This window comes from Micromonospora sp. NPDC048930 (genome assembly GCF_043197935.1).
In the GTDB taxonomy this organism is placed as follows: Bacteria; Actinomycetota; Actinomycetes; order Mycobacteriales; family Micromonosporaceae; genus Micromonospora.
On sequence record NZ_JBICUB010000021.1, the window covers coordinates 86643 to 100231 of the forward strand.

A 13589-nucleotide genomic window follows, 5' to 3' on the forward strand; every position below is an offset into this window, starting at 1 on the left:
GGCACCGGCGTGGGGATCACCGCCCGGGGCATCGGGCTGCTCGTGGCCGCCGTCGTGCTGCTCGGCGTCGGCTTCCGGTTCGCGTACCCGGAGCTGGCCGTGCTGGGCGCGGCGGCCGTCGTCGCCGTCGGGCACGCCGTGGTCACCGCGGCCTGGCGGCCCCGGTTGACGGTGGAGCGCAGGGCCGACCCGGACCGGGTGGCCCGCGGCGAGCCGGCCGCGATGACGCTGACCGTGCGCAACACGGGACGGGTGCGGGCGGCGAACCTGGTCGCCGAGGACCGCTGCGGTGGGCGGCTGGTGCCGGTCCCGCTGCTGCGGCTGCGTCCCGGCCGGGACACCGAGGTCCGCTACGACGTGCCGACCCACCGCCGGGGCGTGGTCCCGGTCGGGCCGCTGCGGGTGACCCGCCGCGACCCGTTGGGGCTGGTCGCGCTGGCCCGCTCGTACGGGGAGCGGGTGCCGGTCTGGGTGCACCCGCGCATCCACCCGCTGCGGGCGGTGCCGACCGGCGCGGGGCGCAGCCTGGACGGGCGGACCGACAGCGTGCCGCACGGCTCGATCACCTTCGACTCGCTGCGGGAGTACGTGGTCGGCGACGAGTTGCGCCGGGTGCACTGGCGCACCAGCGCCCGGGTCGGCGAGCTGATGGTGCGGGAGAACGTGGACACCAGCCTGCCCCGGATCGTGGTGGTGCTGGACAACCGGGCGGGCGCCCACCCGGAGCGGGTGGACGGGGTGGCCGAGTCGTTCGAGTCGGCGTGCGAGGCCGCCGCGTCGGTGGTGGCCGCCGCGGCCCGGGAGGACCTGCCGGCGACCCTGCTGCTGATCGCCCCCACCGAGATCGAGGCGGCCGGCGACGGGCGGTCGCGGCGCGAACGCGCCGAACTGGAGTCGTCGCACGGGCCGCTGGACCGGCTCGCCGCGGTGGAGCTGGCCGAGGGCGGGGAGGACGTGCTGCGTACCGCGATGAGCCGGTTGCGGCAGGACCGGCTCGGCGACACGCTGGTCTTCCTCACCGGGCCCGGCGCCCGCGACGGCCTGGGGCACGTGGGCGCGCTGCGCGGCGCGTACCCGTCGGTGGTGGTGGGCATGTTCGGCGCGGCCGGCCCGACGCCGGTCAGCGCCGCGGGCCTGACCGTGGTGGACGCCGCCGACGGCGCCGAGTTCGCCGCCGAGTGGGACGGGATCCGCCGGTGGTGACACTGTCGCCGGCGCCGGCCGGCACCGACGCGCCCGACGGGCCGGCACCGAAGGAGAGCGTCGCGGGACGGCTGCTGCGGGCCGTGCCGGTGCCGCTCGCGCTGATCGTCATGATCTCCCTGGCCGGCGTGGTGGTGGGCCGGGTGTACGCGGGACCGCTGCTGACCCGCCTGCTGGTGGGTGCGGCGCTCGGCTCGGTGCTGGTCAGCGTCGCCGCCCGGCGGCTGCCGTCCTGGCTGGTCGCACCGGTGTCGGTGGCCGCCCTCGCGGGCTGGATGATGCTGTCGCTGAAGCTGGCCGCCGGCCACGCCGCGCTGCCCGGCGGGCTGGGCGAGGTGGCCGTCGACGCTGCCCGCAACGCGATCCCCCGGCTGCTCACCGCGATGATCCCGGTCGAGCCGGCGCCGGACACCGTGCTGGTGCCGCTGGTGGCCACCTGGCTGGCCGGGCTGACCGCCGCCGAGGTGGCGCTGCGCACGGGCCGGGTACTGCTGGGCTACCTGCCGCCGGTGCTGCTGTACGCGGGCGCGCTCTACGTCGTCGGCCCCAACGCGGACCCGGCGATCGGGCCGACGGTGCTGTTCGCCGCGGTCGCCGCCGCCGGACTGGCCGTACCCTCCGGGCGGGCCGACCGGCCGGCGTCCGCCGACCCGGCCGCCGGGCTGGCCCCGGCGGTACGCGCGGCGGTGCGGCTGCGGCTGCTCGCGGCCGGCGCGGCCGGGGTGGCGGTGGTGGTCGTGCTGGCCGCCCTGCTCGCCCCGGTGGTCGCCGGCCAGGTGCACGACCGCCCGGTGGACCCCCGCCGGTACGTCGAGCCGCCGCAGGTCGAGTCGCTGGACGAGAACCCGCTGATCCGGATCTCCGGCTGGGCGCTGAACCCGGACCAGCAGCTGCTCGACGTACGCACGGAGGCGGGCGGCGCGCCGGAGGGCGGGACCCGGATCCGGCTGGCCGTGCTCAGCGACTACGACGGGGTGACCTGGCGGGTCGGCGCCACCTATCGCAACGCGGGGCGGATCCTGCCCGCCCCGGAACCCGCGCCGGGGGCCGCCACCGACACGGTCCGGCAGCAGATCACCGTGGCCGACCTGACCGGGCGGCTGCTGCCCGCCGTGCCCACCCCGCGCGAGGTGACCGGCGCGCGGGTCGCGTACGACCCGGCGACCGGGACGCTGATCCGGCCCGAAGGGCTGGCCCCGGGGCTGCGGTACACGGTCACCTCGGTGCGGGAGCACCCCGACGTGAACCTGCTCGCCACGGCGAACGTGCCGGCCGGTGACGCGGTCGCCCGGGTGCTGCGGGTGGCCGACGGCGCGCCCGAGCAGCTGCGCCGGCTGGCCAGCCAGCTCGCCGAGGAGAACGGCGCCCCGTACGCCCGGGCCACCGCCATCCAGGAATTCCTCGCCGAGCACTACCGGGTGACCGCGGACGCGCCCAGCGGGCACGCGTACCCGAACCTGGCGTTCTTCCTCTTCGGACCGCGTAACGGCGGCGGCCAGCGGGGCACCTCCGAGCAGTTCGCGGCGTCATTCGCGGTGCTGGGCCGGCTGGCCGGCCTGCCCACCCGGGTGGTGGTGGGCTTCGAGCCCAAGGGCGACGGACCGGTACGCGCCGCCGACGCGTACGCCTGGCCGGAGGTGCTCTTCGACGGCCTCGGCTGGGTGCCGTTCGACCCGATGCCCCGCCCCGACGAGGAGCCCCGCCCGGTGGAGGAGGACTTCCGCCCGCCCCCGGACGACCCGCCCCCGTCGGAGGTGCCGGCGCCGACGTCGGAGCCCACCGCGACGCCCCCGGCAGCGGCCGCACCCGCCCCGGCGGTCCGGCGCGGTCTCGGCACCCCGGCGCTGGTCGGCGGTGGCACCGGCGGCCTGGTGCTGCTGGTCGGGCTGGTGCTGCTGACCCTGGCCGCGCTGCGCCGGAACCTGACCCGGACCCGCCTGCAACGGGGTGACCCCGGCCAGCGGATCGCCGGCGCCTGGCGGGAACTCGCCGACGCGCTGCGCCTGTCCGGCCACCCGGCCGGCGAGGACCTGGCCGCGGCCGAGGTGGCCGCGCAGGCCCGCCGCACCCTGGCCGAGGCCCGCGCCGCGCGGGCCGGCACCGCGGTCCCGACGGTCGGGCCGGACGGCAACGCCGCGGCCGGGTGGGACCGACCGGCCGCCGACCTGCCGGGCGGGGAGGTCGACGAGCTGGCCGGCCTGCTCAACCAGGTGGCCTTCGCCCCGGGCACCGCGACCCCCGACCAGGCGGACCGGGCGGCGGCCCTGGCCGCCAGGTACGTCGCGGCGCTGCGCGCCGCCCGGCCCCGGTGGCGACGGCTGCTGTGGGCGGTGCACCCGGGTCCGCTGCGCTGGGGTCGCTGACGGCTCGCCGGCCGGCCCGACCGTCGTGGGCAGCCGGCCGCAGCGGGCGGTACGTCGTCCCCGGAATTCCTCACGCGACCGGGTAGGGCTCCGTACCGGATCCGTTGCGCCGATGCCGGGACCAGCGGGCTGGGATCCCGGAGAATGGGGCTGTGCCTGCGGAACCCGCACCTCCGTCGCTCCTGCGGAAGGTGAGACGTGCATAGCGGAGATCGGGACGTCGGGCCGGAGACGGTGCGGCGAGAAAGCCGGGAGGCTTACGAGCGGCTGCGCACATATTTCATCGTCGCGGTCCAGGCGGGCGCGGCGGCCGGCTTGTCCTGGGTCATCGCCGGCGAGGTGCTGCACAATCCGCAGCCGTTGTTCGCACCCGCCGCCGCGATCGGCACGATCGCGGCGGCCCTCGGCAACCGGATCAGGCGAGCGGCGGAACTCATCGCCGGGGTGATCGTGGGGGTGCTGACCGGACAGGTGATCATCGGATTGATCGGGACCGGACCGGCGCAGACCGCCCTCATCGTGGCATTCGCGATCTCCTCGGCAGCCCTGATCGGCGGGAGCGGCGCCGTGATGGTGCACGCAGGAAGCACCGCTGTGCTGCTGGGAACGCTGGCTCCGGACAACCTGGGTGCGGCGCGGACCGTCAACGGGCTGGTCGGAGCGGTGACGGCCATCGCCGTCGCGCTGCTGATCCTGCCCGCCAACCCGGTCCGCGTCGTGCACCGCTCCGCCGGCCCGACGCTGGACCTCTTCGCCCGCGAGCTCACGGCCGCCGCTCAGGCACTGGCGCAGCGTGACGTGCCACGGGCCGAGGACACCTTGCAACGCCTGGTCTCGGCGGAGAAGGAAAGAAACAAGTCGATGGAGATGGTGGCGGCAGCGGCGGAGATCGCCGTTCTCTCACCCTGGCGGTGGCGACGGCTGGGCATCCTGCGCCGCTACCAGCACGCCTCCACGCATCTCCAACTCGCCTACTCCAACAGCCGGGAGGTAGCTCACTGGATCGTGTCGATGCTCCGGCAGCGTGAGGCGGTACCGGCCGGCCTTCCCGCATCGATCGAGCACCTCGGCGAAGCGGTGCGGCTGCTGCATCGCGATTTCATCTCCGGCCGGGAACCCGACCTCGCCCGGGCGCGGGCGCAACAGGCCATCGAGGAAGTCAACCAGGCCTGCGCCGAACAGGTGGGATTCTGCGGGATGGTCCTCGTGTCGCGGCTGCGCCTGGCCATCAGCGAGGTGCTTCAGGCGACCGGACTGCCGAAGGCAGGAGCGAACCAGCGGGCGGGGTTGGCGGCCGACGCGAGCTGATCGTGGACGACCCGTGCGGCGAGCGTCCGGGCGCCACGTACTGCCGGCGGCCAGCATCTTGGTTCCGGTCACGCGGCACCTCGGCCGCTCCTACGCTGTAGGTCAGGGTGCGACCGTGCCTACCACGGCGTCATCGCGGTCGAGCCCGTTCTGGCAACGGAGCAGGTCGTCAAGCTCGACACCCGGCGACCGCTCGTCGAGGCGCTCGCCGCGCACATCGGTCATCTCGGGGCCGGGGCGGCCAGGTGTGCGGCGGTGGCCGTCAGGCGCGGGCAGCGGTCCGGGCGCACAGTTTCCGATCACATCCGCTGTGCCCGGCACCGGGTCAGAGACAGGAGCAGCCGAACATGCGGGTGGCCGTCGCCGGCGCGTCCGGCAACATCGGGTCCCTCACCATGGCCGCCCTGCGCCACCACGGGCACGACCCGGTACCGATCAGCCGCTCGCACGGCGTCGACCTGTTGACCGGTCACGGCCTGGACGAGGCGCTGGTCGCCGTCGACGCTGTCATCGATGCGATCAGCGCGCCAGGGGCCGACCGCGAGGCGACGGTGACGTACTTCGCCACCACCACCCAGAACCTGCTGAATGCCGAGCAGCGCGCGGGTGTCCGGCACCATGTGATGCTCTCGATCGTCGAAGTGCACCGCATCGCGGGAACTGCCCACTATTCCGGCAAGCGGGAGCAGGAACGCCTGGTGTCTGCCGGGCCGGTGCCGTGGACCATCGTGCCCGCCACGCAGTTCTTCGACTTCGCCGCGACGGTGGCCACCTGGACCGAACGTGATGGCACGGCCTACCTCGCGCCACTGCTCGTCCAGCCGATCGCACCAGCCGACGTCGCCGAGATCCTGGCAGAGGTCGCCGCCGGCCCACCGCAGGGACGCTATCGGGACATCGCCGGTCCCGACCGTCACGACCTTGTGGACATGGCGCGCCGTACGCACCAGGCGCTGGGGCGGGTCATGAAACTCGTACCCACGTGGGAAGCGATCCTCGGCCCGGACATGGCAGGCAACGTGCTACTGCCGGGACCGGATGTCCGGATCGCGGCCACGACCTTCGACGACTGGCTCGCGGATCAGGAAGCGGAACGAGTACGGCCAGGCTAGAACTGCGCCGCCGCAAACGCACCACGGATCCCACCCGGCCGCCACACCAATGCCGGACCGGGATGGGACATCCGCCGCCGGGGCAACCAGACTATCGACGGACTGGTGGCCACCTCCTACCGTGACGGCATGAACACGCTGGTCTGGCTCCTCCCGGTGGCCGGCGTCGCCCTGGTGGCCACCGGTATCGCTGCCGTGCGGCGGCGGGCGCGCCGCCGACGCCCACTCACCCGGGAGGAGAAGCTCGCCGCGGCCCGGCAGGCGGCGCGCGGGCTGCGGCGGAGCGCGCGTCGCGCCGGGCCCGGCCTTTCCGACACCGAGAGCGCCCGCCCGAACTTCAACTGGGGCAGCTACTCCGGCGGCCCGCCGACGGACGCCGGCGGCTCCGGCTGGGCTGACTGAATCGGGATCCGGGCGGTGCGCTCGGCCACTCCCGCCTGGGCGTCTCCGGCGGTTCGGTCGCGCAGCTTGCGGACCAGTTTGCGCAGGCCGGCCTGCCATCCGTCGGGGTCCTCGGCTCGCCGGTGGGCGTACGTGGCGACCTCCGGGTGAGGCAGGATGAGGAACCGCTCCTCGGCCGGCCCGGCGATGGTGGCCTCGGCGACCTGGTCGGGGGTGAGCACCGCGCCGGAGGCGGCGATCACCCGGGCGCCCAGGTGCCCCTCGGCGAGGCCGTCGGCGAGCATCGGGGTGTCCACGCCCTGCGGGCATAGCGCGCTGACCCGGATGCCGGCGTCCCGGTAGGTGATGGCCAGCCACTCGGCGAAACCGACCGCCGCGTGCTTGGTCGCCGTGTACGGGGCGTCACCGACCGCGGTCAGCACGCCGGCCGCCGAGCAGGTGAACAGCAGGTACCCCTGACCGCGGCGGAGCATCGCCGGCAACGCCGCCCGAGCCGTGTACACGTGGGCCAGCACGTTGACCTACCAGGCCCGCTCCCAGTCCTCCACGTCGGGCGCGTCCACTCCCGTTACCTGTCAGTGCGCTGTAGCGACTGATCGGCATGTCCCGCCTTGCGGTGGGACGGTCCCGGTCTTATCCGCCTGAGCGGGGCCGGGTTGACGCTTCACGGCCACCGGCCCGCCGGGGCGGGTCTTACGGTCGGCTCCACGTCCTGCCACCGGGCCACTCCCGGCGGTGGTTGCCTCACGCGCGAGCGCGGCGAGGTTACGGGCGGCGTTCAGGTCCCGATCGAGGGCCAAGCCGCAAGAGTCGCAGAGATAGGTCCGGACACGCAGCGGCAGCTTGGCTTTCACCGCGCCACAGTCCGAACAGGTTTTGCTGGAGGGATACCAGCGGTCGGCCACGATCCACCGGCCGCCGTTCCATTCAGCCTTGTACGCCACCTGTCGGCGGATCTCACCGAAGCCGGCGTCCGCGATCTGCCGGGCCAGCCGCCGGTTGCGCAGCATGCCGGCCACGTTGAGGTCTTCGACCACGATCGTGCCGTACGTGCGGGCCAGCCGGGTGGTGAGCTTGTGCAGGCCGTCACGGCGCAGGTTCGCCACCCGCGCATGCGCCCGAGCGACCTGCTGGCGGGCGCGTTCCCACCGATTCGAGGGCCGCTGACCGGTGCGCCGGTCCGGGCCGACGCGCCGGGACATCTGCCGGGCGAGACGCCGCATCCGCTGGGCCGCCTCGTCCAGGTGCCGGGGGTTGGGCACCACCTCGCCGGTGGACAGCACCGCCAGGTGGGTGATCCCGACGTCCACCCCGACCACCGCCTGCGGGCGCGTCGGGGTGCGCTCGGCCCGCTCGAGTTCGACGCAGAACGCGACATGCCACCGCCCGCCCTCACGGCGCACGGTCGCGGACAGGATCCTCGCCGTGCCCGCCTCGATACGGCGGGCGAGCTTGCGGGCGGACTCGTGCAGCTTGAGCCGGCCCAGCCGGGGCAACACGACATGCTGGCGGTCCGGCTCCACCCGAATCGCACCCGTGGTGAACCGGATACTCGGCGTGCTGCGGCGACGGGACTTGAACCGCGGGAACCCACCCGCCGCCCGGCGCGTTTCCCTGTACGGGAGTCGGACCAGTTCTTCAAACCGCAGGCCAGAGCGTCGAGGCCGGTGTTGTACGCCTCCTTGGAGCACTCAGCCCACCACGGCGCCACGTCTGGCTTCGCCTGGTTCCACGCCTTGCGTAACGCGGCGAGATTCCACCCGAGCGTCGGCGTCAGCAACTGCTCAGGTACACCGTAGGTGCGTTCCGCGGCGCGCTGGTCCATGACCGCCTTCACCCTGGCCAGGGCCCAGTTGTACGCCACCCTCGCCGCGCCCGCATGCGCCAGCACCGCCCGCTGCTGAGACGGCGCCAGGTCCAGAGCGAACCGATACGCCTGCATCGCCTTCACGACAACGGGTCCTGTCTGGTGGCAACCTCGACCGCCCGGCGCGCCCGATCCGCAGCAGCCCGACGGCCATACAGACGCGCGCACAACGAGGTCAACATCTCCGTGACATCCCGGACCAGATCGTCGTCGACCTCGCCCGGGTCGACCACCAACAGCTTGCGACCCTGCGCGGTCAGCGCCGCCTCCACGTACTCGGCACCGAAACGGGCGAACCTGTCGCGGTGTTCCACCACGATGGTCGTCACCGTCGGATCGCGCAGCAGAGCGAGGAACTTCTCGCGGTGCCCGTCCAGTACGGATCCGACCTCGGTCACCACCTGCGACACCGGCAGGTTCTGCCCGGTCACCCACGAGACGACCCTAGCGACCTGCCGGTCAAGGTCGGCGCGCTGGTCGGCCGACGAGACCCGGGCGTACACCACCACCCGCTCGACGCCAGCCGAGGCAGCAGGTAGCGGGTCGCCCACCATGATGAGCCGGCCCAGCCGGTAAGTAGGAACAGGCAACGTCCCAGCCGCGTACTGCCGCCGCGCGGTGACGTACGCGATGCCCTGAGACGCCGCCCACTCCTTCAAATTCACCCGGTCACCATAGCAGGCAAAAGAGCGCTAAAGACCACTCGATGACGAGCAGTTGTTGTTAACCCCTACCCTGCGCATGTCCGGCCGGTCAGCGGCAGGGGTCGGCACCCGGTGGGGCGGCGCTACCCGCGATAACCACCGTCCCGCTCGGAAAGAGTGCTACGACTGCCAGGTGGGCTGGACCGACGGCGGGAGGCGACCGTGAGCACCGCCGAGCCGCCGGGGATACTGCCGGCCGAGGAAGCGGCGAAGCGGGCGACGTTCCTGGAGCTCTTCTTCGACCTGGTGTTCGTCTTCGCGCTCACCCGGATCGGCGCCCGCGCCTTCGAGGACCTGGCGGTGGAGCCTGGGCACAGCGGTGTCTGGCATGCGGTCACCGGCGGCGGCAAGACGCTGTTGCTCGGGCTCGCGCTCTGGGGGGTCTGGCAGGGCACCGCGTGGACGACCAGCCGGTACGACCCGTACCGCAGCTGGATCCAGGCGACCGTGATTATCGCCCTGGTAGGCAGCATGGTGATGGGCGTCGCGATCCCCCAGGCGTTCTCCCAGACCGGGCTGGCGTTCGCCGTCGCCTACGTGGTGGTGCAGGTGAGCCGGCCGGCGATCCTGATAGCGGCGTTGGGCCAGCACCCGTACCGCCGGCTGAAACTGCGCATGCTGATCACGTTCGGGGTGACCGGCGTGCTCTGGTTGACCGGGGCGTTTCTGCCCACCGAGCCGCGCGTGCTGCTCTGGACGACCGCCCTCGCCATCGAGTACCTGGCGATGCGGACCGGCTGGCCGGTGCCCGGCCTCGGCCGTTCCACCATCTCCCGCTGGGACATCGCCGGGGAGCACCTGGCCGAGCGGTACCAGCAGTTCTTCCTCGTCGCGCTCGGCGAGACAATCCTGGTCGCCGGCCTGGCCTACAGCGCGCGGCCGCCCGATCCGAGCCGCACCGCCGCCTTCGCCACGGCGATCGTCACCACCGTGCTGCTCTGGCGGATCTACGTGCAGCGGGCCGGGCAGATCCTGGGCGAGGCGGTGACGAAGGCGGCCCATCCCGCCACCATCGGCCGGTCCGCCGCCGACACCCACCTGATCATGGTGATCGGTGTCGTCGCCACCGCGGTCGGCTACGAGCTGATCACCGACCATCCGACCGGGACCAGTCACGCCGCGTGGATCGCGATGATCCTCGGCGGGCCGGCGATCTTCCTGGCCGGTCGGGCCCGCTTCGAGTACGAGGTCTTCGGCCGGGTGTCGCCGTCACGCTGGATCGCGATCCTCATCCTGCTGGCGGTCGCGCCGCTGGTGGCGCACGTCGCGTCGCTGATCTCGGCAGCAGCCGCCGCCGTGGTGCTGCTCGGGGTGGCGGTGGCCGACGCCCGGCGGGCCCGCGGCCGCCCGCCCGAGGAAGCCGCCCCGCCGTTCTGAGGGGCACCGCCGCGCGGGTCCCGGCGCTACCATCCGCCCGTGACCTTCTCGATCGTCGCCCGGTCCGCCGACGGGCTCCTGCACGGCGTCGCCGTGGCCAGCAAGTTCCTCGCCGCCGGTGCGCTGGTCCCGGCCGCTGAGGCCGAGGTGGGGGCGCTGGCCACCCAGGCGCACGTCAACCTGGCGTACCGCGCGCAGGGGCTGGCGCTGCTGCGCAGCGACGTGGCCGCGGCCGACGTGGTGGCCGGCCTGGTCGCCGCCGATCCCGGCCGGGACGACCGGCAGCTCGGCGTGGTCGGGGCGACCGGCGACGGGGCCACCTGGACGGGGCCGCGCTGCCACCCGTGGGCCGGCGGCCAGGCCGGCGACGGCTGGGCCGCGCAGGGCAACATCCTGGCCGGCCCGCACGTCATCGACGCGGTCCGGGACGCCTGGTTGGGCGGCCCCGACCTGCCCTTCCCGCAGCGGCTGCTGGCCGCCCTGCACGCCGGCGACCGGGCCGGCGGCGACCGGCGCGGCCGGCAGAGCGCCGGCCTGCTGGTGGTGCAGCGGCGCGGCGGCTACGCCGGCACCGGCGACGAGTTGGTCGACCTGCGGGTGGACGACCACCCCGACCCGGTCACCGAGTTGAGTCGCCTGCTCGACATCCACACCATGCTGTTCGGCAAGCCCGATCCGGCCACCCTGCGGGACCTCACCGGTCCACTCGCCCAGGAGGTGGCCACGCTGCTGGCCACCGCCGGCCACCCGGTGGGCGCGGCCGGCCTGGACGACGCGCTCGCCTCCTGGGCCGGGGTGGAGAACCTGGAGGAGCGGATCGTCCCCGGCCGCATCGACCCGATCGTCCTGGACCACCTGCGCCGCACCGCGACGGCCTGACCGCACCGGCCGGCGGCCGTCCTGCGAGCGCGCCCCGCTTCAGGCGCCGAAGGAGAGCCAGCGGAAGCCCGACTCGGCGACCAGGGCCCGCTCCCGGTCGGTGAGCGGGGACCGTCCGGTGGCCTTACGGACCAGCGTCAGGTCGTCCCAGCCCAACCCGGCCGGCCGCCGGTCGGCCAGCAGGTCCGCCACCACCCGCGCCGCCGTCGGGGTCAGCCACGGCCGCCGGTCCAGGGCGTCGGCCAGGTCCAGGCCGTGCACCCCGACCTCCACCACCCGGGTACGCAGGAACTCGGTCAGCGTCATCGCGTCGCCGTGCCGGGTGCGGACCAGCCGCCCCGACGGCTGCGCGGCGACCGCCGCGTCGGCGGCCCGCCAGGCCCGCGCGAACCCCTCCACCACCGCAGGTACGCCGGCCGGCTCGCGCGCCTGCCGCCGGGCGCTGTCGATCCGGTCCCGGTCCACCTCCGGGGCGAACTTGGCCGCCCCGAAGTAGCCGGCGGCGTCCACCTCCGCCCGTTCCGGCGCCGGCGCGGCGAGCATGCCGACCAGCCGCCCCGCGCCGGTGCTGACGTGCGCGAGCAGGTCGCGTAGCGCCCAGGGCGGGCAGGGGGTGGGCCGGTCCAGGTCGGCCTCGGTCAGGCCGCGCAGCACCTCCTCCAGTCGAGCGCACTCGTCGCGGAACGCCGCGCGTACCGTGTTCATCGGTTTCCCCCGTCCGGTCCGTGCCGTGTCGCCGGACCAGCGTGCCACCGCCGTTTCGCCGCCCGCCCGCCGGGTACGCGCCGGTGGACGAGGAGAGGAGGGGCCGCACGATGGCCGGCATCATGCTCCGCAGCACCGCGTTCAACGACCACGACATGCTCCCCGGGCGTTTCGCCCAGGAAGGCGGGAACATCTCGCCACCCCTGGAATGGTCCCCGGTACCCGAGGCCACCGAGCTGATCCTGATGGTCGAGGACCCGGACGCCGGGAAGACCCCCTTCCTGCACTGGCTGGTCACCGGCATCTCGCCGCAGTCCAGCGGGGTGGCCGAGGGCGCCGTGCCCGACGGCGGCCGGGAGTGGCCCAACGACTTCGGCACCACCGGGTGGGGCGGCCCGAACCCGCCCCGGCACGAGGACCCGCACCGGTACTTCTTCCGGCTCTGGGCGCTCGAGCGCCCGCTCGACCTGCCGGACTCGCCGCACGCCGAGGACGTGCACCGCGCGCTCACCGACCGCGAGTTCGCCAGCGGCACGATGGTCGGCACGTACTACCGAAGTTAGCTCTTCAGGCGGGGCACCAGGCGGTGCACCACCGCGAGGACCAGCGCGGTCTCCACGGCGATCGTCCCGGCGATGCCGGCCGCGCTGCCCGCGTACCCGATGAAGAGCGGACGGCGGGTGAGTTCGTCGGCGGGCGTGCCGGAGCGGCCGGACAGCCAGGCCAGCGCGAGGGCGGACGCGCCGAGCGCGGCCACGCCGGCCAGGCCGAGCAGCGTGGCGGCCGGGCGGTGCGCGTCCTGCGGGGAGATCTCCGCCCGGTCCCGTTGGAAGAACAGGAGCACCAGGCCGCCGACCGCCGCCCAGCCGCCGACCACGAGGTACGCGGCGACGGCGTCGCTGGGCCGGTGCCAGCCGGCGGAGAGGGTGGCCACCCCGGCGGCGGCCGCGTAGCCGGCGCCCAGGTACGCGCCGACCACCCGCAGCTTCGCCGGCAGCACCAGGATCAGGGCGATCGCCACCGAGGCGGCCACCGCGGTGTGCCCGCTGGGCAGGCTGTTGCCGGCCCCCGCCCGTTCCGGGTCGATGCCGAAGTCGGGGCGGACCAGCTGGTGCTTGAGCAGTTGGGTGCTCGCGTTCGCGCCGACGACCAGCAGCGTGGCGGTGACGGCGAGGGTCTTGCGGCCCCGGATCAGCGCGATGAAGCCGATCGCCGCGGTCGCGGCCAGCAGGGACACCACGGACATGGCGTTGAGGATTCGGTTCACCGGCCCGTCGATGCGGTCCTGGCCGATCTGGTTACCGGTCAAGGCGACCGTGTCGAGCCACTGGCCGAGCCGGGTGTGCACGGCGAACCGCCACACCAGCAGCAACGCGGCCGCCTGGGCCAGGGCCAGCACGACCAGCCAGACCGCCGTCCAACCCCTCGCCGTCTCGCGCACCCGCACACCGTAACGGCCACACGGGCTCACCGCTCGATGGACGACGGGGGGTGCCCGGCGGGTGGCGTCACAGTTCGGCGATGGCTTCGGCGGTGGTGGGTGGTGTGCCGACGGCTTCGACGGGGATGAGAGTGGCGGGCTGGGTTGTCAGGTGTGCGGCGCTGACGCGGTCGAGGCGGAGCCAGCGGATCGCTTGACGAAGGTGGCAGTGCCCGACGAGGTACCAGT

The 13589-nt window shown here is 74.2% G+C and carries 13 protein-coding genes and 2 pseudogenes; 8 read left to right on the plus strand and 7 right to left on the minus strand.

Translation table 11 applies throughout. The features are described from left to right. The first annotated feature begins 9 nt into the window (after nucleotides 1-9). The 5 genes from ACGFI9_RS33715 (at nucleotide 10) to ACGFI9_RS33735 (ending at nucleotide 6388) form a co-directional block, all read left to right on the plus strand. Nucleotides 10-1203: a DUF58 domain-containing protein gene (locus ACGFI9_RS33715; RefSeq protein ID WP_393184514.1), complete on the plus strand. Its 1194-nt coding sequence runs from the start codon at nucleotides 10-12 to the stop codon at nucleotides 1201-1203. Next, complete coding sequence (locus tag ACGFI9_RS33720; RefSeq protein ID WP_393184516.1) at nucleotides 1179-3566, plus strand: transglutaminaseTgpA domain-containing protein; 2388 nt, start codon at nucleotides 1179-1181, stop codon at nucleotides 3564-3566. Before ACGFI9_RS33715 ends, ACGFI9_RS33720 begins: the two co-directional genes overlap by 25 nt. A gap of 234 nt (nucleotides 3567-3800) precedes the next feature. Beyond that, on the plus strand, nucleotides 3801-4874 hold the full coding sequence (locus ACGFI9_RS33725) for an aromatic acid exporter family protein (protein WP_393184518.1): 1074 nt from the start codon (nucleotides 3801-3803) through the stop codon (nucleotides 4872-4874). Nucleotides 4875-5221: 347 nt separating this feature from the next. Beyond that, a complete protein-coding gene (locus ACGFI9_RS33730) occupies nucleotides 5222-5986 on the plus strand; it encodes an SDR family oxidoreductase (RefSeq protein WP_393184520.1) in 765 nt (254 codons plus the stop codon). Nucleotides 5987-6115: 129 nt separating this feature from the next. After that, nucleotides 6116-6388: a hypothetical protein gene (locus ACGFI9_RS33735; RefSeq protein WP_393184522.1), complete on the plus strand. Its 273-nt coding sequence runs from the start codon at nucleotides 6116-6118 to the stop codon at nucleotides 6386-6388. On the opposite strand, the pseudogene ACGFI9_RS33740 reads toward ACGFI9_RS33735, so the two are convergent. From ACGFI9_RS33740 to ACGFI9_RS33755, 4 genes and pseudogenes are all read right to left on the minus strand, one after another. Continuing rightward, nucleotides 6337-6954: pseudogene (locus ACGFI9_RS33740) on the minus strand (SDR family oxidoreductase); the annotation flags it as partial. The gene ACGFI9_RS33735 and the pseudogene ACGFI9_RS33740 overlap by 52 nt on opposite strands. A gap of 9 nt (nucleotides 6955-6963) precedes the next feature. Next, complete coding sequence (gene tnpB / locus ACGFI9_RS33745) at nucleotides 6964-8079, minus strand: IS607 family element RNA-guided endonuclease TnpB (RefSeq protein ID WP_393184524.1); 1116 nt, start codon at nucleotides 8077-8079, stop codon at nucleotides 6964-6966. A gap of 191 nt (nucleotides 8080-8270) precedes the next feature. Next, nucleotides 8271-8330: pseudogene (locus tag ACGFI9_RS33750) on the minus strand (hypothetical protein); the annotation flags it as partial. Between the two features lie 5 nt (nucleotides 8331-8335). Beyond that, nucleotides 8336-8920 (minus strand): IS607 family transposase, encoded by a 585-nt coding sequence (locus ACGFI9_RS33755; RefSeq protein WP_393184526.1) that lies wholly within the window; start codon nucleotides 8918-8920, stop codon nucleotides 8336-8338. Between the two features lie 201 nt (nucleotides 8921-9121). On the opposite strand from ACGFI9_RS33755, the gene ACGFI9_RS33760 reads away from it, so the two are divergent. Then, the gene (locus ACGFI9_RS33760; protein ID WP_393184528.1) at nucleotides 9122-10336 is read left to right on the plus strand and encodes a low temperature requirement protein A; all 1215 of its coding nucleotides are present in this window, start codon (nucleotides 9122-9124) and stop codon (nucleotides 10334-10336) included. Between the two features lie 39 nt (nucleotides 10337-10375). Further along, on the plus strand, nucleotides 10376-11215 hold the full coding sequence (locus tag ACGFI9_RS33765) for a DUF1028 domain-containing protein (protein WP_393184530.1): 840 nt from the start codon (nucleotides 10376-10378) through the stop codon (nucleotides 11213-11215). Between the two features lie 39 nt (nucleotides 11216-11254). Here ACGFI9_RS33765 and ACGFI9_RS33770 read toward each other — a convergent pair whose 3' ends face one another. After that, nucleotides 11255-11920 (minus strand): maleylpyruvate isomerase N-terminal domain-containing protein, encoded by a 666-nt coding sequence (locus ACGFI9_RS33770; RefSeq protein WP_393184532.1) that lies wholly within the window; start codon nucleotides 11918-11920, stop codon nucleotides 11255-11257. A gap of 110 nt (nucleotides 11921-12030) precedes the next feature. On the opposite strand from ACGFI9_RS33770, the gene ACGFI9_RS33775 reads away from it, so the two are divergent. Beyond that, nucleotides 12031-12483, plus strand: a complete 453-nt coding sequence (locus ACGFI9_RS33775) for a YbhB/YbcL family Raf kinase inhibitor-like protein (RefSeq protein WP_393184534.1) — start codon at nucleotides 12031-12033, stop codon at nucleotides 12481-12483. Here the strand turns inward: ACGFI9_RS33775 and ACGFI9_RS33780 are convergent. Both ACGFI9_RS33780 and ACGFI9_RS33785 read right to left on the minus strand, forming a co-directional pair. Further along, nucleotides 12480-13367, minus strand: a complete 888-nt coding sequence (locus ACGFI9_RS33780) for a phosphatase PAP2 family protein (RefSeq protein ID WP_393184535.1) — start codon at nucleotides 13365-13367, stop codon at nucleotides 12480-12482. The genes ACGFI9_RS33775 and ACGFI9_RS33780 overlap by 4 nt on opposite strands. Nucleotides 13368-13428: 61 nt before the next feature. Next, a partial coding sequence (locus ACGFI9_RS33785; protein ID WP_393184549.1) for a WYL domain-containing protein occupies nucleotides 13429-13589 on the minus strand: 161 nt, incomplete at its 5' end.